This window comes from Cytobacillus gottheilii, from assembly GCF_001636345.1.
Lineage (GTDB): Bacteria > Bacillota > Bacilli > Bacillales > Cytobacillaceae > Cytobacillus > Cytobacillus gottheilii.
This window is the reverse complement of sequence record NZ_KV440945.1, coordinates 4302014-4327935: the sequence shown is the minus strand read 5'-3', so window position 1 is coordinate 4327935 and position 25922 is coordinate 4302014. Positions and strand designations below refer to the sequence as shown.

Annotated in this window: 25 protein-coding genes and 1 riboswitch; of the genes, 23 read left to right on the top strand and 2 right to left on the bottom strand. The window is 36.5% G+C overall.

Translation table 11 applies throughout. The features are described 5' to 3' along the window. Positions 1-7: 7 nt before the first annotated feature. Positions 8-793, bottom strand: a complete 786-nt coding sequence (locus A6754_RS20935) for a sulfite exporter TauE/SafE family protein (protein ID WP_066450546.1) — start codon at positions 791-793, stop codon at positions 8-10. A 197-nt stretch (positions 794-990) separates the two neighbouring features. Here A6754_RS20935 and A6754_RS20930 point away from each other — a divergent pair, with 197 nt between their 5' ends. From A6754_RS20930 to A6754_RS20850, 20 genes are all read left to right on the top strand, one after another. Beyond that, positions 991-1902 carry a LysR family transcriptional regulator gene (locus A6754_RS20930; RefSeq protein WP_066450545.1) on the top strand — a complete coding sequence of 304 codons (912 nt, stop codon included), beginning with the start codon at positions 991-993 and terminating at the stop codon, positions 1900-1902. Between the two features lie 97 nt (positions 1903-1999). Next, on the top strand, positions 2000-2134 hold the full coding sequence (locus A6754_RS23420) for a glycoside hydrolase family 30 beta sandwich domain-containing protein (protein ID WP_371806983.1): 135 nt from the start codon (positions 2000-2002) through the stop codon (positions 2132-2134). Positions 2135-2618: 484 nt separating this feature from the next. After that, the gene (locus tag A6754_RS20925) at positions 2619-3299 is read left to right on the top strand and encodes an ABC transporter ATP-binding protein (protein WP_066450543.1); all 681 of its coding nucleotides are present in this window, start codon (positions 2619-2621) and stop codon (positions 3297-3299) included. Positions 3300-3313: 14 nt separating this feature from the next. Then, positions 3314-4057, top strand: coding sequence for an ABC transporter permease (locus A6754_RS20920; protein WP_066450540.1), 744 nt, complete (start codon positions 3314-3316; stop codon positions 4055-4057). Positions 4058-4115: 58 nt separating this feature from the next. Next, complete coding sequence (locus tag A6754_RS20915; RefSeq protein WP_180320256.1) at positions 4116-6764, top strand: lantibiotic dehydratase; 2649 nt, start codon at positions 4116-4118, stop codon at positions 6762-6764. Continuing rightward, positions 6764-7945 (top strand): hypothetical protein, encoded by a 1182-nt coding sequence (locus A6754_RS20910; RefSeq protein WP_066450536.1) that lies wholly within the window; start codon positions 6764-6766, stop codon positions 7943-7945. Before A6754_RS20915 ends, A6754_RS20910 begins: the two co-directional genes overlap by 1 nt. 13 nt (positions 7946-7958) lie before the next feature. Beyond that, the gene (locus tag A6754_RS20905; protein WP_066450534.1) at positions 7959-9455 is read left to right on the top strand and encodes a hypothetical protein; all 1497 of its coding nucleotides are present in this window, start codon (positions 7959-7961) and stop codon (positions 9453-9455) included. A gap of 2 nt (positions 9456-9457) precedes the next feature. After that, a complete protein-coding gene (locus tag A6754_RS20900; protein WP_066450530.1) occupies positions 9458-11410 on the top strand; it encodes a TOMM precursor leader peptide-binding protein in 1953 nt (650 codons plus the stop codon). Between the two features lie 12 nt (positions 11411-11422). Further along, positions 11423-12346 carry a thiopeptide-type bacteriocin biosynthesis protein gene (locus A6754_RS20895; protein ID WP_066450528.1) on the top strand — a complete coding sequence of 308 codons (924 nt, stop codon included), beginning with the start codon at positions 11423-11425 and terminating at the stop codon, positions 12344-12346. Next, a complete protein-coding gene (locus tag A6754_RS20890) occupies positions 12324-13154 on the top strand; it encodes a SagB/ThcOx family dehydrogenase (protein WP_066450526.1) in 831 nt (276 codons plus the stop codon). Before A6754_RS20895 ends, A6754_RS20890 begins: the two co-directional genes overlap by 23 nt. A 17-nt stretch (positions 13155-13171) precedes the next feature. Beyond that, on the top strand, positions 13172-14122 hold the full coding sequence (locus A6754_RS20885) for a hypothetical protein (RefSeq protein WP_066450518.1): 951 nt from the start codon (positions 13172-13174) through the stop codon (positions 14120-14122). Positions 14123-14137: 15 nt separating this feature from the next. After that, the gene (locus tag A6754_RS22565) at positions 14138-14293 is read left to right on the top strand and encodes a thiazolylpeptide-type bacteriocin (RefSeq protein ID WP_082851772.1); all 156 of its coding nucleotides are present in this window, start codon (positions 14138-14140) and stop codon (positions 14291-14293) included. Between the two features lie 34 nt (positions 14294-14327). Then, positions 14328-14483, top strand: a complete 156-nt coding sequence (locus tag A6754_RS23300) for a thiazolylpeptide-type bacteriocin (RefSeq protein ID WP_151575816.1) — start codon at positions 14328-14330, stop codon at positions 14481-14483. Between the two features lie 44 nt (positions 14484-14527). Beyond that, positions 14528-14683, top strand: coding sequence for a thiazolylpeptide-type bacteriocin (locus A6754_RS22560; RefSeq protein ID WP_082851772.1), 156 nt, complete (start codon positions 14528-14530; stop codon positions 14681-14683). A gap of 305 nt (positions 14684-14988) precedes the next feature. Continuing rightward, positions 14989-16473, top strand: coding sequence for a hypothetical protein (locus A6754_RS20875; protein ID WP_066450512.1), 1485 nt, complete (start codon positions 14989-14991; stop codon positions 16471-16473). Beyond that, positions 16460-17734 (top strand): aminotransferase family protein, encoded by a 1275-nt coding sequence (locus A6754_RS20870; protein ID WP_180320255.1) that lies wholly within the window; start codon positions 16460-16462, stop codon positions 17732-17734. Before A6754_RS20875 ends, A6754_RS20870 begins: the two co-directional genes overlap by 14 nt. 16 nt (positions 17735-17750) lie before the next feature. After that, positions 17751-18488: an SDR family NAD(P)-dependent oxidoreductase gene (locus A6754_RS20865; RefSeq protein ID WP_180320254.1), complete on the top strand. Its 738-nt coding sequence runs from the start codon at positions 17751-17753 to the stop codon at positions 18486-18488. A 30-nt stretch (positions 18489-18518) separates the two neighbouring features. After that, positions 18519-19340, top strand: a complete 822-nt coding sequence (locus A6754_RS20860) for a DUF4097 family beta strand repeat-containing protein (RefSeq protein WP_066450504.1) — start codon at positions 18519-18521, stop codon at positions 19338-19340. 329 nt (positions 19341-19669) lie between these two features. After that, on the top strand, positions 19670-20527 hold the full coding sequence (locus A6754_RS20855; RefSeq protein ID WP_066450501.1) for a sensor domain-containing protein: 858 nt from the start codon (positions 19670-19672) through the stop codon (positions 20525-20527). A 154-nt stretch (positions 20528-20681) separates the two neighbouring features. Beyond that, the gene (locus A6754_RS20850) at positions 20682-22121 is read left to right on the top strand and encodes a glycoside hydrolase family 1 protein (protein ID WP_180320253.1); all 1440 of its coding nucleotides are present in this window, start codon (positions 20682-20684) and stop codon (positions 22119-22121) included. Positions 22122-22220: 99 nt separating this feature from the next. On the opposite strand, the gene hmpA is transcribed toward A6754_RS20850, so the two are convergent. Beyond that, complete coding sequence (hmpA, locus tag A6754_RS20845) at positions 22221-23417, bottom strand: NO-inducible flavohemoprotein (protein ID WP_066450498.1); 1197 nt, start codon at positions 23415-23417, stop codon at positions 22221-22223. A gap of 274 nt (positions 23418-23691) precedes the next feature. On the opposite strand from hmpA, the gene A6754_RS20840 reads away from it, so the two are divergent. The 3 genes from A6754_RS20840 (at position 23692) to A6754_RS20830 (ending at position 25870) form a co-directional block, all read left to right on the top strand. Next, positions 23692-24135: an Rrf2 family transcriptional regulator gene (locus tag A6754_RS20840; protein WP_066450495.1), complete on the top strand. Its 444-nt coding sequence runs from the start codon at positions 23692-23694 to the stop codon at positions 24133-24135. A gap of 255 nt (positions 24136-24390) precedes the next feature. After that, positions 24391-24477, top strand: a riboswitch (cyclic di-GMP riboswitch). 263 nt (positions 24478-24740) lie between these two features. Then, on the top strand, positions 24741-25118 hold the full coding sequence (locus A6754_RS20835; protein ID WP_066450492.1) for a hypothetical protein: 378 nt from the start codon (positions 24741-24743) through the stop codon (positions 25116-25118). Positions 25119-25159: 41 nt separating this feature from the next. After that, positions 25160-25870, top strand: a complete 711-nt coding sequence (locus A6754_RS20830; protein WP_066450489.1) for a hypothetical protein — start codon at positions 25160-25162, stop codon at positions 25868-25870. Positions 25871-25922 lie beyond the last annotated feature (52 nt).

Below are 25922 nucleotides of genomic sequence, written 5' to 3'. Positions count from 1 at the left end.
TTCCATCCTACAAAAATGCAACCTTTACAATATTAAACAAGTTAATAAATATAATAATAAGAATGGCGATATTAAATATCTTTTCGACCTGGCTATTTGTGATTTTGGTGACAATGTTAGATCCGATCCAGCCGCCTAATATACCTCCTGGAATCATCACATAAAGCATGGATAAATCGTAATCTCCAAAGCCGCCTGAAAAAGCAATTAGCAATAAAGCTGACAGCTGTGAAAAGAAAATGATAAAAATAGAATTAACACCGGCATTCTTTGTGCTCATTGAGAATAGAATGCATAAGATCGCTACATTTAATGGTCCTCCGCCAATTCCCAGAAAGGCTGAGAGAAAGCCGAGAGAACCGCCAACAAGAAAAATAATGACCCCATTCTTTAGTAAGTAAGATTTTAGATTATGTTTCTTTTTAAAATAAATAAGAATTAGGGTAAGTAAAATGGCTAATAAAGTGGATTGGATAATCGCTGTGATGGTTGGAACGTTCAGAGAGATAGCGATAACGTTAAAAACGGCCTTACCTGCAAGTCCGCCTAAAATGGATCCTGCCGCGAGGATCGAGCTTGTTCCTTTATCAATCTTTACTTCCTTATTTCTCAGTTTAATCAATGACACAGCAGCCATTGATAATACGGTAGCGGCTGATAATACACCTATCGTTGGCAAGTCAAAGTCACCGAATAGGTCAAGCACAGGCTTGATAATCACTCCGCCCCCGAGTCCAGCAACAGCACCAAATACTGTAGCAATAAGACCAATAGCAAAATATAAAATAAACATAATCTTTCAGCCCCTAGTTTTTTCTTATGTCAGGATAACGTTCATGTATATATAGGATAGCAGACATCCTTTACTTTAAAAAATTCCATTATAGAATGAGGTATAACGAGAAGTTATACATAAACTAACCGTCCGGTAAAGTGGGATACAGATGATATAATAAAACAATAAAATGGAATCGTTTGGGAGGATCAGAATTGAACATTGATAATTTAAAAATGTTCTGTGCAGTGGTGGAAGAAGGAAGTATTACACAAGCTGCTAAGAAGGGTTATGTCTCACAGCCAGCTGTGACGAAACAAATCCGCCAGCTTGAAAACGTATATGGTGCAGCATTATTTGACCGATCAGAAAATAAGTTAATTCTTACTGAAGCTGGAAAGGTATTATATCCGTACGCAAAAGAAATGGTCTTACATTATCAGAAATCGAAGGATGCCATCCACTACTTGATGGAAGAGCAGGATATTAAGCTTAATGTTGGCGCAAGCTTAACAATAGGAGAGTATATCCTCCCTGAGTTGCTGAAGCGTTATTTACATAGCCATGAGAACATCAAGTTTCATTTGGCGTTGAGCAACACACCTGATATCTTAGCGAAGCTTAAGATGAATGAGATTGATGTGGCATTAGTGGAAGGCATGCTGGAAAAGGATAAAGAAGATCAGGAACTGCTGACTGAAAAGTTTTCAGAAGATGATTTAGTGTTAGTCACCTCGTACGACCATCGCTGGAAAGATCGAACTGAGATCAATTTAGAAGAGTTAACTGAGGAAAAGATGATTTGGCGGGAAGCAATATCAGGCACTAGGGGTTTAGTGGAGCAATATCTTCACGAACGGGGAGTTTTAGTCAATATCCAGGCTTCCATTGAATTAGGCAGTTTGCAAGCGATTAAAAGCTCGGTTGAAGCAGGGCTCGGGATCAGCATATTGCCGAAATTAACAATTGCAAAAGAATTAAAATACAGCTTATTGAGAGAAGTGAAGCTTAAAGATTTTCACCTTAAAAGAGACTTGTATGTAGTAAGGAAGAAGACACGTTTCAGCCAAGCGGGATTGGATCCGTTTGTTGACTTTATTAAAAAAAGTTCGGATATTCCGAAATGACGAATGTTCCATTAGTTTTCTGCAAGAGGCGTTCTATCAGTTGAAACAGCTGATCGGATAGCCTCTATTTTTGATTGCCACACCCTCTATATTTTAGCTGGAATATTCTGTTGTATTAATCATGTTCAACTCTAGAAAAGAAGATCAATCATTTCAAGTAAACCTTAATAGTGAGTATTTTTCTTACACATTGCAGCCAAATAGCGCTGTTACATTTAAATGGGATTCTTAAATAGGATTATTCAACTATTATTTAGGTATAGTAATATGGCAGATAGGAAATCGATCTTTTCAGAATAATATATTTGTATTTATAACAGGAAGTTACAAAGACCTTTTATCAATTTTTAAGGCTATAAGAAAACTTTCTTTATCCTTAGATATGATCTGTACTCGCCACACCTTTAAATTTCTTTAACAATGTAATGAACTTTTAACATTTGAAATACAATCAAATCTATAACTTTTCTTTGATGAAAATTTAGTATTACAGAAATGCAGACTTTCTTTAACGGCCCTATTTAGCTGTAAACTTAAGTCATATTTTAATATATATTTTCTTTAAAATGATCTCTTAAACAATTATAAATTAGGAAAAAATGGTTAATTTGGCCTATTAATACCAATAGATCATACTGTTATATTGGTAATGAAAAAGTCAAAAATGTAAGAAATATTGAAAAATTGAAAAAATAAGGGAGGCGAAATCCATTTTGATGTTAGAAATTCAAGATATTAAAAAACGTTTCGGTAAAAAAGAGGTTCTTAAGGGTGTTTCTTTTCAAGTTGAGAAGGGTGACTTCCTCGCGATTATTGGAAAGAATGGAGCGGGCAAAACGACTCTAGTTAATATTATTTGCAAACTTCTTAAGCAAGACAGCGGGACAATATCTTATAGCTTTCACGAAGGGCAATTATACAATAAAATTGGTGTTCAAACACAAAGTGGAGACTTTGATGACCGTTTAAAGGTTCAGGATATGTGTGAATTATGGAGAAAAATACATAAAGTTGAAAAAGAGCAAGTAGATCAGCTGCTGGAAAAGTTCGATTTGGCAGAAGTGAAAAAGCAATATATTAAAACATTGTCGGGAGGACAAAAGCAGAAATTAAATATTCTTCTAAGCCTAATCAATGACCCAGAGCTTTTAATATTAGATGAGCTGACAACCTCATTAGATGCAATTAGCAGACATGAGATGAGGAAATATTTAAAAATGCTTAACAGCCAAGGGAAAACAATTATCATGGTTAGTCACTATATGGATGAGGTAGAGGAATTATGCAATAAGGTTGTGCTGATGCGTGACGGGATGGTTGAGAGCACCTCTACGCCAAATGAGCTTGTGGGGAACAGCTATAGTAATTTACAAGAATATTTCGTTAAAAGTGTATAAAAGAGGAGGAAAATATGAATACAGTAAATGCCTTGTTTGAATTAGAAGTAAAGAAGCTATTAAGAACATGGATTATATTAGGGTTTGGAGTAATTGCGCCTATCTTTTTCTTAGTTATGCAAACAGAAATAAGCAATAATACTTTAGAACTTTATGGAATGGAAGTTGCTGCTATAGATTTCACGTTTCCCATGTTTGCGTTCCTGAGTATTGTGGTTCTGGCAATAGGAAATGTTGGAATTGGTTTTTCCTATATGAGAAGTATTTACTTTTTCAGAAGGTTGCGATTAGCCTCAGTGAAAAGCATACAGTTCATTACGGCTAATTTTTTTGTGCAATTTCTCTGTGCATTATTTACATTAATTGTATTAATTACCGTTGCGGCAACTAGATACTCACTCACACTTGAAGGCAAAAACCTTTTAAGTTTTGGATTAATTCTCGTCTTATCTTTTATGATGTGCTATTTTATTGGCGTATTTATCGGGAACCTGACAACAGACCCAAAAACGAGCCAAACTCTGTCAATGGCTGTATACTTTGTGATCATCTTCTTAGGCGGTGTTACTTACCCTGTCGAGCTAATGCCTGATTTTATGCAAAGCATCGCAAATATTTTGCCAACAACACATGCTGTAAAAGTGCTTCAAATCTCGTGGAATGGCGGCGATATTTGGGAAGAGATTCATCTAATCTATATTATGGTGACGACAGCTATATTCGCATTACTGTCTGTCAAATTCTTTAAGTATGACTAAAACGATCAGAAAAGAGACTGTTGATTTGTTTCAGCCTTCCTTACATGGAGCTGAACAAATGAGATTTGATAAACTGCCAGTGTTTTTAGTTAGAAAGAATAATATTCCGATTCGCTATATACAGAAATTTAGCTCCCCAGGACTACACCGCAAGATTCAAATCCACCAGGAATCTCAGAATAAATTAAAAGGTTATATTGATCACTTTATTAAAAATATTGAAGTTGTAATAAAGGAAGTTCACGATAATCAAGAGCGTAAAAAGCTAATTAATTTAAAGAGAGATATCTACAATTTAAGACCTCGTTTTGTTAATAACATTCAAAAAAACAAAGAAATTCTTTTGCAAACCAGCTTATTTGAACAAGCAGATGCGATACAGCAAGAATATCAGCTCTGCCATTCTTTACTTGAAGAAATAAGAGAGTATTTCGAAGACAAGAAACAAGCGGAACGCTCTGCTCTTTATGAGGCATTTTCCAAAGAGTCTACATTAATGAACACACTTAAATTTATTCAGCCGACAATCATGGAAAAGGCAAGGAGCTACTTTGATCTGCCGGTTGAAAAACATGGCGTTAAACAAAGAAAACTGGATTATACCCTTTTAAAACTATTAACTCGAGCCACTCTGAAAACCAGCCCTTTTAGTACCCTTACAAAAGTTGGCTCAGGTGAGTTTAGTGATCGTTTACCCATGTCTAAAGAGATTTCAGAAGGGCGGCAGTATACGGTAACCAATTTAAATATTACTTATATGCTGCGCTTATTTGAAAAAGTACTCTTAAGGCCAAGTGTTATAAAGAAACTATCATTTCGATTTAATGAGACTTTAACGGTATTGGAGAATCATTTTTACTGGACCACATTGGCTGATTATCCGCAAAAGAGGAAGAAAATATATCGAACAGCAGATACCTTAATTAAGATTAAATATAATCCTTTAATGGGTTCTATTCATGAGAGGCTAAAAGACGAGGAACTTGTTTCATATGAAGAGCTGGAAAGTGTCTTTGCTGATTTAGGAATTAATAAACACCAAGCCCTGCAATACATTACGAAGCTTGCAAGTAATGATTTTTTACAGCCTGCAAGAATGTTAAAGGAACAAAGCAATCACGTTTTAGCTGACTTTCTAAAACAGATAGATGAGTTAGAAGTCAAAGGTGAAGATGAAACAGTGTTTAAAGTGTATCAGGCGCTATCTCAAATAAAAAATGAGTTAGAGGCGTTTGATCAGTTAGATGTAAAACAAAGCTATATCAGCTACCAGAAAATAAATCAGTTATTTAAAGACGTTTCAGCAGAATTGCAAATGCCGCTGCTGGATGAAAAATTACTGATTTATCAGGACTTTTTATCAGAGGAAAAACAGTACATAAATCAGGAAGATTGGACAGAACGGGATCAACAATTAGTAACCTTTCAGCATCTTACTGTCCTATTTGATGCTGTCTTAAGACTGCAATATATATTAGGCAGAAGTGTATTCGAAAAATATGGTGATATGCGGGTTTCTCTCAAAAGCAATGAGCAGGAGGATGTCATTGAGGAATTGCTAAATGCCATATTAGAGCATGCCGGAGAAATATGGGGCAGTCAGTTTACCGAGACCGCTCTTAATTCTGACATTGAAGAAATCAATGAGCTGGATCGGGCAAAAAATAATTTTATCCAATATTTGAAAAGGCAGGCAATAGAGGAGGATCAGGAAGGCATTATCATTACGAATAGGTTCGTTCAGGAATTAATTGAGAGTATCTCTGCGGATTTAAGCAACTATGTACAGTCCAATAGCTTTTTTATACAAGAAGAAGGCCCAAAAGGACAAATGGTCATTAATAATATGTATGGCGGTTATCTTTCGTACTTTTTAAGATTCTTTCATAACATGGAGGGAATTGCAGATTCTCCTAAAGTATCTCAATATATCAAAAAGAATGTTCATGCCAGGAATATAATCGACATTTATAAATCGTATGGCTTCAATGCAAATGTTAGGCCAAAAATCACCGAATATAGCATTGATGTGCCAAATAGCAGGGTTTCTGACGTGGAAGGATTTACAGGCATCTTCAGCTGGAAAGACCTTGAGATTCAATACAACCAGAAAACAAAGAAAGCGGATATTTTTGCAAAAGGGCAGCAAGTCAATATTTTATTCCTGGGTTCATTAATGACTAGGCTCATTCCGTCTATAAGTGCAATGCTGCATGCTTTTTCTGCAAATGGCGTTTTGTTTAGGGATGTTGGATCTATTTTATTAGATGATTTTCTGCTAAATACAGATGGAAGTTTTACAGTTAAGGTGTTTCCGAGAATTACACTCGAAGAAAGCACGGTTTTAAGCAGAAAAAGCTGGCTTGTAAATACAAATGCAATAGCAAACCACTCTGATGATGATATGGAAAACTATCTCAATTTTATTAAATTTATTGACTATTATCAAATTCCTCATAGAGTATTTCTGCGCAAAAAGATCGGACAAGCTGATGAATCAGGTGAGAACGAAGAAAATGCAGATGGAGCATTTGAAAAACCGCAATATATTGATTTTACTAGTCCGCTGTTATGGAATTTATTTAAAAAGGAAATTGAAGGGTCACCCTATTTTCTGTTAACGGAAGTATTTCCGGATTTTAAAGACAAAGAGAATGAATTTGTTGAAGAATATTTAGTTGAATATACATCAAAAGGAGTTAATTGATGAAAGAAAAAGAATTTCAGCTATTAAAAATTTATATTTATGAATCGCCCAATCTAAGGAAGTTATTTTATGAGCTATTAGAAATACTTCATAATGAAAATCACCTGTTCCGTCAATGCATCCTGTTAAAAAGCTGGGTTCAAGGACAGCACTTTCAGCTTTATTATCAGGTTCCAAGTGAGGAATATCCAGAACGAGTGAATAGCAGAATAGAAGAGTTAATACGCAAAAAACTTTCAAGCTATGAAGATACATACACAGACGAGCATTATGAGAAATATGGGCAGATTTCAGAACGTCTTGCTTTAGCAGAGCGCTACACTGGTGATTATCTGCCGCTCATGAAAAATCATACAATTGAACAAAGTACAAGTGATTTATCTCATATTCATTCTGTATACGACCTTGATCTATACAAACAAATTGAAATACTGAAAACAGCATTCTTTATTTCAAACTACAGTGAACTATCAAAGCTTAATGATGAGCAGAGAGAATTGCTGTGTTTCAAGTTTATGATCATAACTGCAGATCAATATGAAATTTCATTTGGAGATGAAACATATAAAGGAACAAAGTACGGATATTTATCCTTTAAGTCACATTATGAAGGATTCTTAGCTCAGCTGCAAAATGTGGATGAAGTTAAAAAAGACGCTATTTTACAAAAGATAAATGACCGATCAGCCATAATGGATCAGTTTCTTACTGAAGAGTTTTCTTCCTTTGTAAAAGACGTTGAGGCAGGATTACCACATGATAATCTTGCAGATTTCCATGTTTTGAACGAATGGAATGAATTGGTAATTAAGCTGAAAGAAAGTATTAAAATCGCCTTAAATTCTAACAAGGTGAAATTAGAGGAATATCATGATATTGCCTCATTTTTAAATAGTTCTAAGGAGATAAGTCAATTTCATGATGAATTTGTAAAAGATGATGCGTTTAGATCTTTCTCTCAGTCAAAAGGATTTTTAACATATCGGCTGCTCGTTAACTTTTTGTATCAATTGTTTCCATTTTTTAATATATCACCATTACAGAAAAATAAGCTCTGTAAGCTTATAAGTGAGAATGCACAAAATCATTACGATTTCTCATGGCAGGACTTAAAGAAACTTAGAGGCGATTCATACGAAGGTGATGATATTTACCAAAATATCGGAAGTGAGGAAGGGTAGGAGGCGAGAGATAATGACTCAGCTTATTAAGGGGGATATTTGGCTAACAGGCCATAGTGACAAAATAGATATTAAGACAAAAAACAAACGATTTCAGATAAGTGATGCAAAAGCCGTCACTGCTTTAAATAAAGTGTTTCCAGATATGAATAAGATGATACTTTCACGGAGGGATATCGCTAATCTGGAGCATGATCAAATAAATCTTTTCATGAATAAGTTTCTAAGTGCTAAGGGAACAGACTCGCCGATGCAGCCTGCAGATTATGAATATATCAATATGTTGGAACAGGCATCAGATCATGAGAATGCGTTAGAGGCTATTCATAAAGCAGATGGGACTAGTGATCTTATAGTGGTGCTGCCGATACAGAATGTCCCATATATCTTTATTGGAACGAAACAATCAATTATAAGTTTTATTTTGAGCAAAGATTTGCAGATAAGAAGCGGAAATATTCAGCCGATTCATTCTATGAATTTAAAAAACTCTATAGACTATTGTTTATTAGGTCAGATTGATCAATCGAAACTGCATGTATTTACTGTGAATGATGATGATTCTGATCGATTTACCCCGGTGAATATAGTAGATGATCTTGTCAGTGTGGGGGAAATGGAGAATCAGCAAGAACTGCTTCATTTTAAAGAGAACAAATTTTTACATGAACCTATAAAAGAATTAGTGAATTTTATAAAGCAAACTCCCTATTTGTTCGGGGGCTTTGGATATGGTGATTTAAAGCAGGTGCCGTTTAATATTGCACAATTTACATACATGAAGGAGCACAAAGAAGTCTCTCATTTATACAGTGATACTTATCCTCTCCATGCATTGTTCCATGTATTTAAAGAGGGGATGAGCAAAATGTTAAGTGAAGCTGAACCTGACGGTGAAGATTGTCATTGGCTATGCTGCTCTAATGCGGAAGAACTATATAGTAAAGGAGTTATTCCTTTAATCTTCCATTATTATAGAAATCACTTCCCGGCTCAACTAGAGAGTGTTCATACTAAGTTAAATGAACAGGAACTGGATTCTGAAATATTAAATATGATTCTTAATGTTCATAAAGATCATGCTGCGGCACAGGATGTTCAAATCGTACTGGAACATATACAAGGTACAAATTTTTATTGTATACAGATGACTGCAAATGGGTACGTCCTGCTGACCGATTATGATGTGAACGCTAATAGGTTATTGAATAACGGTGTACAGCAATTTTATGCAAAATTTATTCAGAACAAAATGAGCATCAAGGAAGATAATCGAAAATTCGATTTTAATCACGGTGCCATTATAAAAAATATTATGGCAGAATTCAGTGTTCCTGATCATTCCGAGGATGTAGGAACAGAGACAGAAAATTTCCTGCGGGCGAACAACTTAACGATTCATCTATCACCTTGGATATATAACCATTACCTTGAAAAAGCAAATCTTAAATGTTTGAAAATAAAGCTGGGCAGCTTTCAAAATGCTTATGGGGAAGCGGGAGGTGAATAGAAGTGCAGCTTTTTATATTAGACCGCGAGTCTGTACTGCAAAATGAGTTCCTCTATCAGTTTAGGATGCAAAACGATCTTCATGTTGTGAAAAATGTAAAGGATGTTAATCCCAATAGTATTCTGATCGGGCTATATGACTTTTTTGACTATGATTATGAAAAAGAAGCTGTAAAGTACTGTCAGGAGCATGGGATTAGCTACCTGCGGGCAAATTTATTATTTGAAACAGCAACAATTGGTCCCTTTTATACGGAAAATAGCAGCTGTATTGATTGTTTGTATGAACGCTTGTCTGTCAACCAGCCAGAAGAGCTGATAGTTTTATATCGCAATTATGATTATAGTGCAGATTTTCTTGGTGAAAAGCACTTAATCTGGAGAAAGGAATTCATCACCTTTGTATGTCAGGAACTGATCTCTTGGCTGCAGATTTTTCTCCAGAGCCCAAAAGAGATCACAAATAAAATCGTTGTCATTAATGATGACAAGAAAAGTATTCAAGAGCATCAAATAAATAAAAATGAATATTGTGATTCATGTTTTCATCTGCCGGACGATTCCGAGGAGCTTGGAGCCATTCACTTAAAAAGCCGCTTAAAGCCTGCGAAAGACAAATATCGATTACGGGAAGACTTTGATCCAAAGGTCTTTAAGGAAAGAATGGTCGATTTAAAAACAGGTAAAACGATGCATAGTTACTTTGAAGTAGAGTCTAAATATGTTCCGATGGTGGGAACTGAAAATTATATTGAACAAGGTGCAAATGAAGGAGCATTTGGACGTACCTTTGATTTTCAAAGCTCAGAGTTATCCGCCTATTTAGAGGCTTTAGAGCGATATTCAAATGTAGTAAACCGGAAATCCTTCAGCACAATTTATGCTTCTTATAATGAAGTAAAAGAATATGCTATAAATCCTCATGAATTTACATTGCATGATGATGTGTTAAAAAATGAATACTTCAGGCTGCACGATTATACTGACGATTTAAAGTTCCACTGGGTATGGGGATACTCATTTAAGAAAAAGAAGTCTGTTCTGATGCCAGAGCAAATGGTGTTTTATAAGGATGAATTAGTAAGAGATAAACCGAAGCGTTTTGTGTATGAAACATCGAATGGGTGTGCTTTAGGATCAACGATTGAAGAGGCAGTCCTTTATGGGTTGTTTGAAGTAATTGAAAGAGATAATTTTCTGGTTTCCTGGTATAACCGATTAGATCTTACTGAAATAGACATTAGCGGGTTAGACGAAGATTTTCAAATCTTACATGGACTTATTGAGGCAGATGGCTATAGAGTGAGATTTTATGATACGACGATGGAGCTGGGCATTCCTTCTGTGTGGGCTTTTATGGTGAATGAAAATGAAGATGCAGTTGTTAAGACGTATTCAGCTGCAGGGTGTCATTTTAATCCCGAAAAAGCTTTAATGAGTGCATTTATTGAAGTCGTTTCGTCAGTGCCTGTGTACAATAAAGTGTTTGGGGAAGAGCATTTAGTTGAAAGGAAGAATATGATCTTTTCGAATGGAGACAAAGCGACTGAATTTCAGGATCATGTATTGCTCTATTCACACCCTGAAGCATTGGAGCGGCTAGACTTTTTATTAAATAGTACACAAAAGAAAACATTAAATGAATTATATCCAGAATGGTATACAGCAGATCATTTTAAAAATGCTGATTTAACAGCTGATTTAAATGAGCTGATGGATCGTTTATTTGAGCATTATGATGATGTATATGCAGTTGATATTTCGGGTGATTTTATCAAATCATTTGATCTTCGATGTGTAAAAGTATTTGTTCCTGGCATGTTAACAATGACTTTTGGACATCAATATCGCCGTTTGAACATGGATCGAATCATCCAGGGTCCTGTAATGGCAGGACGAGTACATCAGCCAATTGATGAGAGGGATGTTAATCCATTTCCGCATCCATTCCCTTAAAAGGAGGATTGTATGAATAACAAATGGGTTTCCTTGCATATTTTTGACCATGATATGAGAAATTATGATCCTTTCATTCTATCAATATATGAAAAAATGACGGATAACAAAAATTCTGGACTGGTACAGAAATGGTTTTTTATAAGATATTGGGAAGGCGGACCACATCTCCGCCTCCGATTTATAACGGAACAGCAGGATTTGCTGATTGGGCAAATCGAAAATCATGTAAGGTTATACTGGGCAAACACACCTGATGAAAAGCCTTTAACTAAAGCAAATTACTATCAGAACCATCAATTTGACGGTGAAACCATTTCGATGGAAGAACTGCCCTGGTATGATCATCGGAGCGTGCAAAACATCCCGTACATGCCGGAAATTTCCCGGTATGGCGGAAAAGAGGTTATGAGTTATTCAGAGTCCATATTTATGCACTCAAGCGAGTTAATTTGCTGCTTGCTGAAAACATTAAGGCCAGACCCTGCTAAAAAGTTTATCGCAGGACTTGCGATGACAAGGATCTTAATAGAAGAACTGCTGGAGTTCGAGGACATGGAAGATAATAAACAATTTACGATCTTCTATAAGAAATATTGGGAATCATTTGCCGCTGGCAATGAAACAAATGATGTGATGGAACTTTTTACTGCTAATGAAAATAGTATATCCAAATTTTACAATGCACTAAATAATAATGGCACTGTAAAAACATATATTCACCTAATGAAAAAAGAACTGGCACAAGTAAGAGAAGCTGTAGATGATGAATTATATATTCATAGAATTGCTGCTTCCCATATACATATGACAAATAACCGCTTTGGGATTTCTCCGTTTATTGAATACTGTATCAGTGATTATTTAAGTCAGCATTTTAGCAGTAATCAGTCCGGGATAGGAGGGGCTGTCCTTGAAAACCCTGCGGGAATATAAATCTAAAATACATTACTCTTTCTTTGACTCTGAACTTTTTCAGCAGATGGAGCAGCAAAGTAAAATCATCCATGATCTCTGGGAAGAGCAAAGGCCAAACCACCACTATGATTTTCCGGCACATCAATTACAAAGGGAATCAGCTGACATAATCGAAATACCCCTGCTGAAAAAAGAGAATGTGGAAGAAAACGCTAGAGTTTTCTTCGAACGGCGCACGCATTCACTAGCTGAATTTGACTGCCAATGGTCGGAGGATGAATTGTTTAAATGGATGAGCCTCTCTTTTGGTGTATCGGGAGAAAAAGAAATTCCCTATTTAAATAAAAATGGAGAGCCAGCACATAAAACATTAAAGCTTAGAACATATCCATCAGGCGGATCGATGCTGCCGATTGAGATATACCTATATTTAAAGGATGTTGAAGGAATAGAAGAGGGTTTGTATAAATATCATGGCGACGATCACTTCATACAGCGTTTGAAAGGGAAATCATCACTGGAGCAGCTTGAAGAGCTCTCACCAATAACGAACTTAGACCTTGAATTTCCTTTTTCATTTAAGGACACGAAAATATTAACTTTCATGGTTGCTAATTATAAATGGATATTTGCAAAGTATGGACTCTTAAGTAAACGGCTGGCGACTATTGAGGCTGGGCATATTGGACAAAACATTCAATTAGCTGCGACGATTTTACAAAAAAAATCTTTGCCAATGTGCGGCTTTTATGAAGATAAGGTAGAAGAATTTTTAGAAATTGATCATCGGGAGAACAGTTGTATTTATATGGTTGCGTTAGGATAGATAAAGGAGGGGTTCATTTGGCTGCAGCACAATTAGCAGATAATCTTATTTCCATTAATCATAGAATTGACCCATATTATGATCTGCAGCTAAAGGATAATCATTTACTCATCATAAACAAAAGCTCCAAACTTCCAAAGTATAAAATACCTGTAAATACTTGGCATTCTGAAGAGCTCGTTATCATTCAAAAATGGTCCAGCGGTTTAGCCGTTGAGCACCAGCTGAGGGAGATTGAATTAGCGGGCAGGCAGTCTAATTTACTGGCTCTGATCAGACATTTAAAGGACAAGATCTTCATTGAGCTTAAAAACTATAAGATTAGGAATTGGCTTTATAATGGTTTATCCCGATATCAAGACATGATCAGCCCTCGGGAGCATTATCATTTATATCAGAATCTAATGAAAAAAACAGAGAACGATCATTTTCATTTCATATTCTCCCAAGAATTTATAGATCTTCCATTTACAAAAAGGCTGATGGAAATTGGCAGCTTCTCAAAGTTGAATGAGGATGTATTCCATCAAGAAATAAAAAACCGATGGGTCATTATAGCAGCTAAACAAGAGCTGAGCTATTTTCAGAAGGAGCAGATATATAGACTGGGTGAATGGAATCCATTTATTTTGGCCTTTACCTTAGACTTGAAAAAACAAAGAATGTTAATGGGGCCAAGACTAAATCAAAAAATTCATGGGTGCCTCCATTGTATTGATTCAATTGATGAAAAATTAATTGAACATAGTGCCAGCTCTGATAAAACAGATGATGAATTAAAAGATTATTTTTTTAGAACAATTGAATCTGAGATGCTGGATTTAATGATCGATGAATCTTATCAGTACAATAGCGGCTTCTCAAGTATTATAGGAAAGCAATTTATTTTTGATTTACATAAAAATTATGTTGCATACAAAGAGATCAGAAAAAATATAGCTTGTCCGGTTTGTATGAATATGACTTGAAGGGAGGTGAAAAAGATGAAAAACGAATTAAATTTAGATTTGGATTTTGAAGTAATTGAGCTTGATGATGTAACTGCTCTTCCAGAAACAGCTGCATCAAGCGGTAGCTCAGGAGACAATGTGTACTCAACATGCGGCTCCAGCTCTTGCTGCTCTTCTTGCTGTACTTGATAAACGCACCAGAACAATTAAGGAGGTGAAAAAAGTGAAGGTGGATGTGAACTTAGATTTAGATTTTGAAGTAATCGAACTTGATGATGTAACTGCTCTTCCAGAAACAGCTGCATCAAGCGGAAGTTCAGGAGACAATGTGTACTCAACATGCGGCTCCAGCTCTTGCTGCTCTTCTTGCTGTACTTAATGAAGGAATCGAATCATCACATCAAATTTTAGGAGGTGAAAAAGATGAAAAACGAATTGAATTTAGATTTAGATTTTGAAGTAATCGAACTTGATGATGTAACTGCCCTTCCAGAAACAGCTGCATCAAGCGGAAGTTCAGGAGACAATGTGTATTCAACATGCGGCTCCAGCTCTTGCTGCTCTTCTTGCTGTACTTGATGATTTGACTGATCAATGGACACTGGGAATGTTCATTGATCAGTCTCCTCTTTCAGAGAGTATCAATTACTGCTTAATGATGTAACTGCCCTTCCAGAAGCAGCTGCTTCGTAATCCGCTATTCACATTATATGCAAAGCGGATTATGATCATACATCTTAAATAGGTCATCATACGTCTCATAAAAGTAATCTTATCATAAATCTGCAAAAACAAAAATCTAATGTGGATTATATGCGAGCTATAAGAGAGTCTCTAAAAATATCGTTATCTTTTTTATTTACTTATTATGAAGGAGTTAAACCATGGGGAAATACTTGGTAAATATTAATCAAGAGGCCAGCGGATTATTTGACATTAATTTAACATATAAAGAACACCTTCTTTTAAGTAAGGAAGAAAGGAAAATAAAACTTCACTCGTATCAGCAGCTGATCACATTTCTTACCAAAGACAGATTTAGTGAATACATCTTTTATAAAAACAAAGCAAATGGAAGAATAATCGATAGGATATTACAGCTTGCAGAAGATAGAAGTTCCTCTTTAGGCAATATCCATGTTATCGAGCAAACAGTTGAGCCAGCCGATGAAAGTCAGCTCATAAACTCTCTGTTAAATGGCTTCAAAACCTTTATTACAGGTATGTATCCGCCGAATTTTCGTTATACAAAATTAAAGCATCTTTTCTTAGAAACAGCAGATATAATAACGCATCACGAGACACAGCAGCGCTTATTGCACTCTAGTAATATTAACTCTTCAATCATTTTCCGCGCCGAAGAACGAACCCATCATCCTGATTGGTTTGGTATTGCACAATTGCATATTCAAGAGATTGATGATGGTTTCTCTGTCAAAATACATACTCAAAACCAAATATATAACCAGAATTTTACCGTCCTTGGCTTTAACGAATATTTCAGCAGCCAAACAAAACTTAACCATACCGGCGAGCCAATATTCTTAACAATGGATACAAACGAAGACTTTGAGATATTTTCGAATCTTTTGAACGATTTCTATAATGGCGGTTTAATGTCAGTGAAAGAAATACTGCCGCATATAAAAGATGAATGCATGTGGGCACAAAAATCGATGTGCTCCTTAAAAACAGGAACGAGAATGGCTTTAGGAGACGGAGAGAAGGTTTTACATTCACCTGTTTGTTATACCGTTCAGCCTGATCAAATCATTCACCAATCAATAAGTGATTTATTTGAGGAAAGTTATTCAAAAGCCTTTATTTTATCTAATTGCAGCAGATGCCCCGTGGCTCATCACTGTCCAAGCTGTGTCAAAATGACGGCTGAAACAGAACTAAAGGAAAAATACTGTCAGATCCGCCAGCAGCAAGCCTTTGTTCCAGATTACATAAGAATCAGAAATATATTAAAAAGTTTTGTGAATAGCAGATTAAATCAATTAGCAGAATCAGATATGATTCAATTTTCCACCAAAGAAAAAAAGTTATTTTACCAAGGAGATCATATTCAAGACCTGCCTGTTGGTTATCAAAATTTTTTTCTATTTTTAGTAAATAATGAAGTTTATGTATTTATAAATCACTCTATGAAATTCTATAAAATAAATAGCCCGCTTGCTGTTATCCTAGAAGGATCTCTTTTTGAAGAGAGCAGAGAAGATATTGAAGCATATATGGCGAAAACGTACGGGTTCAACGGAAACTCATTTGAAAAGCTTTTATCCATGGCTAACTTATTTGGTGAAAAGGCTGGAATTAGGATAGACGTTAAAAGAGTGGAGGAGCATGCAAATGGACGATTATAGAATCATACATCCAATACTGCCTCGTAAAGATTATGGAAAAATAGAGAATGTGATAAAAGCAGAGGGTGTCTATGTATATAGCAAAGACAAAGAACTATTGGACGGGATTGGCGGCTTATGGAATGTGATTTTAGGACATGGAAATAAAGAGATCGAGCAAGCGATAGCAGAACAAATGGCGGAAGTTGGCTTCATTAATCCTTGGACATGCTGTACAGATGTTGTGTATAAGTTAGCAGACAGATTAATACACTTTGCAGATGGTGATTTTGCTAAAACCATGTTTACATGTACAGGTTCAGAAGCTGTAGAACTAGCTATTAAACTGGCTAGAAGGCATCAGGCTTCAAAGGAGAAGCATGAGAAAAAATACATTGCCGTATTTGAAACCTCCTATCATGGAACACATTACGGTTCAATGACCGCAACGGGTGTTGATCGGGAATATTATGGACCTTATGGGCCGATGCTGCAGGGTTTCGCTTATCTGCCAATTCCGTTTGAGTCAAAGCAGACAACACAGGCTGCTATACAATCTTTAGAAAAGTTCTTCACTAAGTACGGAGAAAAGTTAGGAGGGTTTCTGCTTGAACCGATCCTTGGGGTATCCGGGGTTGTGAAATTACCTCAGTCGTATGTTAAGAGGTTAAAAGAATTGTGCCGAGAGTATGAAGTACTGCTGATTTTTGATGAAATTAGCACGGGTTTTTACCGCACCGGACCTAAGTTTGCTTATCAGGAAATGAACATAAAGCCTGATATATTATGCTTATCAAAAGGGATGAACAATGGCGTTTTGCCGCTTGGGGCAGTCCTGATTGGCAATGAAGTGTCACAAATGATCAAAGACCATGACTTTATTAACCATTTTTCGACGCAGAATGCAAACCCTCTTTGCTGTGCAGCAGGTGTTAAAACAATCGAAATCTTAGAGAGAGAAAATTATGGTGAAATTGTTAACCGCAAGGGAGCTTATTTTAAACAAAGGCTAGAGGCATTGAAAAAGGAAGTTTCCTTTATTAAAGAAGTAAGAATACACGGTCTGATGATTGGAATTGAATTAGAGATGGAAAATGATTTTTCCAAGGTCCTTGAGTTTGTTACAGACTTAAAGGAAGATGGCTTGCTGTCTTATCCCTATAATAATAAATATTCAACAGGCATTATGCTGCTTCCGCCTTATATTGTAACCTTGGACCAAATCGACTCAATGGTCACTATTTTAAAAAATACCATCGTAAAACAAATTCAATACAGTTAAAATGGGTGAAAAGACTATGGCTAAGACTGTTTTAATCACAGGGGCGGCGAGCGAAATTGGGCAAGAAATTCTTTCAGTGTTTTTAAATAGGAATTATAAAATAATAGCTACTGAGATCTCCAGCGAAATGGCTTCTCTAAAAGAAATGATTAAGCATGAAGAAGGAAGGGTCAAAACATTTGTACTTGATTTAGAAAATGATGAAGACATAACAGCTTTCACTAAGTCGGTTCTCGCCAATTATCCTATCCATGACTTAGTAAACGTTGCCGGAATCAATATTTTAAGAAACTTCTTTGAGTGGACCGCTGATGATTTAAGGAAAGTCATGAATATTAATTGGGTGGGGACATTTTTGCTGTCGAAGGCTGTCGCAGAAAATATGATTCTTCATTCTATTAAAGGATCCATTACAACCATTTCATCGCAGCATGCTGTTGCTGCCAACAAAGAGAGAGTGCCATATTGCGTAAGTAAAGCCGGCCTGGTTCAACTGACAAAAGTTCTTGGATTAGAGCTGGCACCATATAAAATAAGAGCCAATTGCGTTTCTCCTACATTTGTTCTTACAGAGAAAAATAAACATTTATTGTATAGTAATCAATTTTTGGATCAGGAATTAACAAAAATCCCATTAGGTTCTTATGCTGAACCAAAAGATGTTGCGAATGCAGTTGAATTTTTGAGCTCTGATTCCTCCAGTATGATTACCGGGCATAATTTAATTGTTGATGGAGGCTGGACAATTCAATAGTCCACATACTTTAATAAGGGAGTTAATTGGATGAGGAAAATAAGTTCTTATGTATTTTTAGCTGCCGCTGCCTTTATATTAACTGGCTGCCAGCCGTTTGAAGGTGAGAAAATCTCCCAATCCTATCAATATAGCGAAGAGGAAATTAAAGATATTCATACCATCAATATCGATGCACCAAGTACAAAATTAATTGTAGATACAGTGGATGATAATAAGATTTCGGTTCATTTAAATGGGACCTATGCTGGGAAAGAGGAAGATAAGGACGGTATTCTCGAAACGGGGATAGAAGAAAGCACATTCCATGCTGCACTTGCAGAACAAATCAGTACGAAATGGGTTGAATCTGGCCTCGAGCTTACTGTACAAATACCGGAAAAGCAATATGAACAAGTAAACATCAATGTAACTAGCAAGGAACTTAGCACGTCTCCCATTGAGGCGAAATCCTTCAATTTAATCTCAACATCAGGTAATCATAATATTGGCGGATTTATGGGAGAGAAGTTTACTGTTCAGGCTACCTCCGGGGACATCAAAATGTATAATATCAGCGGTCAAGGTGACATAGAAATGACTTCTGGCAATCTTATGATGGAAATGGGAGAATTGAAAGATAACCTTTCTATATCCAATACTTCTGGAGATATAACGATCCTGTCACCACAGGATGCATCCTTTTTTATTGAGACAAATGTAAATACCGATACATCCAGTGTTGATGATCAGTTTGATCTTCAGCTGGACGATGGAGATATTTTATCCGGGCGGATTAATAACCCAGAAGAAACATCTCCGATAATAAAAATGGATACTAACTCTGGTAAAGTGAAAATTGAAACTTATTAATAATCTTATTCTAAAAATTGGTTTACCAGTTAAGTAGATGAGAACTAATTTATTTGCCGTTTAAAGAGTTAATAAAGTATTTTTTCGAAGTATGACATTAATTAGACATGTATAGTATGAATTCAATAAAAAAAGAAGTCTATTTTAAGTTACTCGAGCTTTGGAAGGCTGCTTTTATTAATTTATGTATTATAAATCTGAATGTTAGTGAGATATTAGATGGAAATGTTAGTGAAAAGGCTGCTAAAAATGCAATTTCCTAGTTCATTTATCTCCCCTAGTATCTGTTATAATAATCCTATTGGTTTAACACTATAGGATGGTGCACAATGGAAAATCTATCTAAAGAGAAAGCGCATTTTTGGACTGACGAAGCAACATTAGATACAGAAGGAAATAGTCTATATTACAACCCGGCAGCACGCAGAATGCTGGGAATCAGTGAAGAACAATCGGGCAGTAAAACAGCGAAACAAAGATGGGTAAATGAGACAATTAAACATAATGGAATTCCAGCTGCCATGGCGAATGGGCATTGGAAAGGAGAAACCTCCATTCTTAGAAGTGACGGGGAACAGGTACCGGTGTCACAAATGATTGTGGCACATAAATCTGACAATGGAAAGGTCGAATTTCTTTCTACAATTGCGCATGATATAACAGAAAGAAAAGAACTTGAAAGAGTGATTGAATACCAGGCGTATTATGATGTATTGACGAATTTGCCGAACAGGCGCTCTCTCTATAAAAAAGTATCGGAATTAATGAATGAGATGATGGAACACAAAAATGCAGCTGTATTGTTTATTGACCTTGATAACTTTAAAGATTTTAATGATCAGTTTGGTCATGAAACAGGAGACCTCATTTTAGTAAGAACAGCAGAACAAATTAAAAAGTGTGTTGGGAAAACCACTTTTGTTTGCCGCTATGGAGGCGACGAGTTCATTGTTATTCTAGAGGATCCAGACAATGAATTGGCAGTAAAGGCAGAGGCAGTGCGAATCTTAGATTCACTGCGGCAGCCTATTGTGCTTAATGGTCATGCGTTTCAAGTGACTGGGAGTATCGGCATCAGTATGTATCCAGACGATGGCACAGATGTGGCCACATTAATCAGTAAAGCAGATCATGCTATGTATGAGGTTAAAAGAGATGGAAAAAACAATTATACAGGCAGCTTTTAAAAAAGACCTGTGCTGTTTTTCCATTTGTTGAGATCTTTTTATAGTACATTAGCTATGATTTGATCATAACTGGTGCATGCTAATTTTTGGATGAACATTAAAAAGGTTATCAAAATCAAATTTTTTAAGTCCTACCATTATAGGAGGTAATAAGATGCTGTATGAAAAAGGGTTTCCAGAACATTTTCTATGGGGTGGAGCCACTGCGGCTAATCAAATAGAAGGCGGCTATCTTGAGGGAGGAAGAGGTCTGAATCTCGCGGATGTCCTGCCTGGCGGACCAGCTCGATTGAAGCTTTTGTCGCAGGCTGGTTTTGACTTTGAAATGGATAAAGAGAAATACTCCTATCCCAACCATGAGGCAATTGATTTTTACCACCGATATAAGGAAGATATTGCTTTGTTTGCGGAAATGGGTTTTAAGGTATTTCGTCTGAGTATTGCTTGGAGCCGCATTTTTCCGAAAGGTGTGGAACAGGAGCCAAATGAAGAAGGTTTAGCCTTTTATGACCGTGTATTTGATGAACTTGAAAGGTATGGCATTGAGCCGCTGGTAACCATTGCCCATTATGAAACACCTTTACATTTGATTAAAGAATATGGCGGGTGGAAGAACCGAAAGCTAATTGAATATTTCGAGCGCTATGTTACGGTTATATTGAACCGCTATAAGAATAAAGTGAAGTATTGGTTAACGTTTAATGAGATCAATAGTGCTACACATTTTCCGCTCTTTGGTCTGGGTTTTTCTGCAACAAGTGATGAAACCCGTTTACAAGAAAGCTTTCAAGGTCTTCATCATCAATTTGTGGCAAGTGCGATCGCCGTAAAACTTGCCCATAAAATAATTCCAGATTCACAAATTGGCTGTATGCTTCTTTACGCACCGACCTATTCCTATGATAGTAATCCGGAAAACGTTATGTACGCACTAGAAGAAGGAAGAGTCTTTAATTTCTTTTGTGGAGACGTACAAGTCCGCGGGGAATATCCGACATTTATTCAGCGGTATTTCAAGGAAAATGATATAAAAATTGATATGCAGCAGGGTGACTTAGAATTAATTAAAGAAGGGACAGTTGATTTTATTTCCCTTAGCTATTATATGTCCAGAACAGAGAAGAAAGAAAAGAAAGCAGAAGAGATTGGGGAAGGAAACCTAATTGGCGGTGTGAAAAATCCATTCCTTCAATCAAGTGATTGGGGCTGGGAAATCGACCCAGCTGGACTGCGGATCGGGTTAAATGAGTTATATGACCGTTATCAGAAACCTCTAATGGTAGTTGAAAATGGGCTGGGAGCATACGATAAGGTTGAAGAGGATGGCAGTATTAACGACGATTATCGCATTGACTACCTGCGGGATCATATAAAAGCAATGGCAGAAGCAATTGAAGATGGTGTCAACCTAATTGGTTATACTACTTGGGGCTGTATTGACTTAGTGAGCAATTCTTCCGGACAATATTCAAAAAGATATGGCTTCATTTATGTGGACAAGCATGATGATGGAAGTGGTACGCTAGAGAGAAAAAGAAAGAAATCTTTCTATTGGTATAAAGATGTTATCAGCTCCAATGGGAAAAATCTTTAATTTTTTATAGGAGATATGGGACCGTAAAGTAACTTTAAAAATGGCCATATGTTATAAAAGCCCGGCTGAAATGCCGGGCTAATTGTATTTATAGTAAATTTATTCAATTTCATCAGCAGGTCCAAAGAATTCAAAATGCATTTGTTCTGATGGCACTCCCCATTCTTTAAGAGCAGCATAGATCATTTTCATAAAAGGCACAGGGCCGCAGAAATAAAAGTCGGCCTGAGAAGTTCCGGCGATTGATTTAAGCCACTCTGAATCTATGAAACCTTCTTTATCATAATTCTGACTTTTTCGATCCTGTTCAGATGGATTGGAATACGCAACATAACTTTTCACATGCTTTGATTTACTTGCAGCCTCTGTCACTTCATCTCTTAAAGCATGGACATTACCGTTCAAGGCACCATGAATAAACGTAACCTCTCTGTTAGGTTGTTTTTGTATAATGGTGTGCAGCATGCTGACCATTGGAGTCAATCCGACACCGCCGCTGATTAAAACTGCTGGAAGTTCGTTTTGTTCCAGCATAAATTCACCAGCCGGAGCACTAACTTCCAAAACATCTCCTTCCTGAACATCCAGATGAAGATAAGAAGACACCGCACCTTGTTCTTCACGCTTAACACTTATGCGGTAATAGTCTTTTTCGGGTGCAGCAGATAAGCTATAATGACGGATATGGGTATATGGATCTCCGTCAGGCTGAACTCTTACAGTAAGATACTGGCCGGCTTGGTAAGAGGCAATGTCCAAGCCATCCTCAGGCTTTAAATAAAACGAAGTGATGACATCACTTTCTTTTACTTTGCGCTCAACAATGAAGTTTCTAAATCCAGCCCATCCGCCTGGCTGTTCCTTCGCTTCTTTATACATTTCTGCTTCAATGCCAATAAACGCATCAGCAATCACTCCATAGGCTTCTGCCCACGCATGGATGATCTCATCGGTAGCTGCATCTCCTAATACAGCTTTAATGGCAGCTAATAAATTTTCTCCTACAATTGGATAATGTTCTGGCAGTACGCCAAGTGCTCTATGTTTTTGTCCGATTTGCTTAACAACAGGAATAATTGCGCCTAAGTTATCAATATTTGCAGCGGCTGCATAAACAGTATTTGCTAAAGCAGTCTGCTGACGGCCTTCCCTTTGGTTAGCATGATTAAAAATGTTCAGTAATTCAGGGTGTTTAGATAACATTTGACTGTAAAAATGAGTTGTAATTGCTTTGCCGTGTTTTTCAAGAACAGGAACTGTACTTTTAATGATTTTAATCGTTTCTTGGCTTAACATAATAACATCCCCTCTGGGTTAACATGTATTTTATATGCATGTTTATAATATAATAATAGTGGCAATAAAAGATATATTTTATATACATCTTTTGAAAAGTTGTCACATTTAAGAAGGGAATTTGAAATATTATACTGGTTTGAAGTATGAAGAACCATTGCTTCTGCGATCAGAAATATTGGGAAACCAGACAAATATCAGATTCGCTGCGCTTGCCACTTGTCTGCTTTTCTAGATATAATACTAGGAAACGAATTAAGGAGCATTAACAAGGATGAGACTAACAAACTATACGGATTATTCTCTCCGTGTTTTAATATTTTTAGCTCTAAAGGGATCTGAGAAATTAAGCACCATTCAAGAAATAGCGGATTCTTATAATATCTCCAAAAATCATTTAATGAAGATTATTCATCACTTAGGGCAATTAGGATATGTCGAAACTATACGCGGACGAAATGGCGGAATTCGTCTTGCTAAAGACCCAAAGGATATTAATATTGGAAAGGTAGTCTACGAAACAGAAGAAGACTTTCACATTGTTGGCTGTTTTAAACAGGGAGAAGGCTATTGCTCCATTTCACCGGCTTGTAAATTGAAAAACGCCCTATACGAGGCATTGCAAGCTTTCCTGAATGTTTTGTACGGATATACATTAGAAGATTTTGTTTTAAATAGAATAGAATTAAATCATTTATTTGGAAATAGAGATGTCTGACCATGTAGCTGCTGCTTTTGGGAGGCATTTTTTTTACGCGTTGGATAGGTATGATTACCTAAATTAGAGGAGAAACCTGTCTCTCTAAGCAACGCCAAACCGGGTCTATGGACCTGTCCCTAAAACCCACAACCCCTTCTGCACTCGAATTTGTGTAAAGATTGTTAATCTATAGTTACAATTATCGACAAAACTTGCCAGTTTCTATATAATAAAGTAGGATATTTTCATCATGATATAAGTACTATTTTCTGAATATGATAAAGGCAAACTTATCGAAAGGTAAGGACGCAAAGCTACGAGTCTAACATCCGTATGGATAATGATAGTCGGGTTGCCAAAATTAATGTAAAGTGATTAATTGGCTATCCTTGTCTAGGATAGCCTTTTTTATACTTATAAAAAGTATAAATGAGCAGCGCAGAAGAAGGCTCGATGCAGTGGCTGGTTTTAGGACTGTAGTATAAGTGCAACTAAGCCTCTGTCTGTGTCCTTTTAGGACTTGTCACTCGGCAAGTTTTCTTTATGTTTATTAGGCTCAGGTTGGAAAAGAGTGCAGTACACAGCAAAGTAGAAAACGACAACATAAAAAGGAGATTTAGAGGATGATTGTAGTAGATAAAAAGAAATATATGATGGCCATTAATGAGAATCAGAAGGAAGTTCATGTCCAGGTGCGTGCAGGCGCAATGAGAGAAGAAGATGCAGCAGAGTATATGGGAGATTTGCAGGAAACAATTAATCGGGTGCCAAGACAAGAGTACACATTTGTTATTGATGCAACGTATCAAAAGCCGACTCCATCAAAGGTTGTTCCACAGATGGAACAAACGATGAAGTTTTATAATTCCCTAGGATTTAAAGATTTCCTCGTTCTTAAGCCAACTTCTAAAATTGCTCAGGTTCAAATTAGAAATGTTTTAGAGAGAATTGAATTTACCGGTACTTTTGTGGATCAATTACCTCATTCGATTAAAAGGTAATTCAGCAAACAGCAATCAATCTGAATAAAGGGAGATAGCATATGCAAACGACACAATCACTATATACATACCGTATAGTAGAGCAGGAACAGACAGATTTGATTTCAAAGACAGCTGAATGTTTGGCACGCTCTTTTTTGGGTGTTGATGTTTCAGGGAAATGGGTGCAGGAGCCTATGGTTGGCCAGCTGAATTTTGAATATGAAGACCTTTACGATTTTATTCATGGCTATTTAACTTCTGTTGCTGATCAAGGATATTGTGCAGTGGCTATGGATGAGCAGGACCAAGTAGTAGGAGCTCTTGTTGGCGATACGAATGCACCTGAAATTATCGGAGAAGATATTTTCGAAGGATCTTTTTCTGATATGAATATTCTTCTTAGTGTGCTCGAAGATGTGGACAAGCGTTTTATGGAAGATTTTCAAGCGCGCCATGGCAGAGAGATAGCAGATGGTGAACTGTTGCACCTTTTTATGTTAGGAGTCAGAGCTGAACATGGGCGCCATGACATTATTAAGCAGTTAGGTGCTATGCTGATCGATAAGGCAAGTACAGAAGGATTAAATTTTGTCCTTGGTGAAGCGACAAATCCTAAATCCATTCGTGTGATGGAAAAGTATCATAATATGACCAGATACAAAGATCTTGGCGGAAATTATATTGTTTATGAATATAAAAACCATGATCGATTAAAGGGAATTCCTTCAGAGGTAGCAGACGGAACATATATCCTTGTGAAGGAACTTTAGGATTTCATCTTAGCATACAAGCTCCTTGTAAAATTTATTGTTAAATAGTAAA

Excerpts from the sequence above, each read along its gene's own strand:
- A6754_RS20935 (WP_066450546.1), bottom strand. The coding sequence starts at position 793 with ATGTTTATTTTATATTTTGCTATTGGTCTTATTGCTACAGTATTTGGT.
- A6754_RS20860 (WP_066450504.1), top strand. The coding sequence starts at position 18,519 with ATGAGGAAAATAAGTTCTTATGTATTTTTAGCTGCCGCTGCCTTTATA.
- A6754_RS20855 (WP_066450501.1), top strand. The coding sequence starts at position 19,670 with ATGGAAAATCTATCTAAAGAGAAAGCGCATTTTTGGACTGACGAAGCA.
- A6754_RS20920 (WP_066450540.1), top strand. The coding sequence starts at position 3,314 with ATGAATACAGTAAATGCCTTGTTTGAATTAGAAGTAAAGAAGCTATTA.
- A6754_RS20925 (WP_066450543.1), top strand. The coding sequence starts at position 2,619 with ATGTTAGAAATTCAAGATATTAAAAAACGTTTCGGTAAAAAAGAGGTT.
- A6754_RS22565 (WP_082851772.1), top strand. The coding sequence starts at position 14,138 with ATGAAAAACGAATTAAATTTAGATTTGGATTTTGAAGTAATTGAGCTT.
- A6754_RS22560 (WP_082851772.1), top strand. The coding sequence starts at position 14,528 with ATGAAAAACGAATTGAATTTAGATTTAGATTTTGAAGTAATCGAACTT.
- A6754_RS20835 (WP_066450492.1), top strand. The coding sequence starts at position 24,741 with ATGATTGTAGTAGATAAAAAGAAATATATGATGGCCATTAATGAGAAT.
- A6754_RS20905 (WP_066450534.1), top strand. The coding sequence starts at position 7,959 with ATGACTCAGCTTATTAAGGGGGATATTTGGCTAACAGGCCATAGTGAC.
- A6754_RS20850 (WP_180320253.1), top strand. The coding sequence starts at position 20,682 with ATGCTGTATGAAAAAGGGTTTCCAGAACATTTTCTATGGGGTGGAGCC.
- A6754_RS20875 (WP_066450512.1), top strand. The coding sequence starts at position 14,989 with ATGGGGAAATACTTGGTAAATATTAATCAAGAGGCCAGCGGATTATTT.
- A6754_RS20870 (WP_180320255.1), top strand. The coding sequence starts at position 16,460 with ATGGACGATTATAGAATCATACATCCAATACTGCCTCGTAAAGATTAT.
- hmpA (WP_066450498.1), bottom strand. The coding sequence starts at position 23,417 with ATGTTAAGCCAAGAAACGATTAAAATCATTAAAAGTACAGTTCCTGTT.
- A6754_RS20830 (WP_066450489.1), top strand. The coding sequence starts at position 25,160 with ATGCAAACGACACAATCACTATATACATACCGTATAGTAGAGCAGGAA.
- A6754_RS20840 (WP_066450495.1), top strand. The coding sequence starts at position 23,692 with ATGAGACTAACAAACTATACGGATTATTCTCTCCGTGTTTTAATATTT.
- A6754_RS20910 (WP_066450536.1), top strand. The coding sequence starts at position 6,764 with ATGAAAGAAAAAGAATTTCAGCTATTAAAAATTTATATTTATGAATCG.
- A6754_RS20895 (WP_066450528.1), top strand. The coding sequence starts at position 11,423 with ATGAATAACAAATGGGTTTCCTTGCATATTTTTGACCATGATATGAGA.
- A6754_RS20915 (WP_180320256.1), top strand. The coding sequence starts at position 4,116 with ATGAGATTTGATAAACTGCCAGTGTTTTTAGTTAGAAAGAATAATATT.
- A6754_RS20865 (WP_180320254.1), top strand. The coding sequence starts at position 17,751 with ATGGCTAAGACTGTTTTAATCACAGGGGCGGCGAGCGAAATTGGGCAA.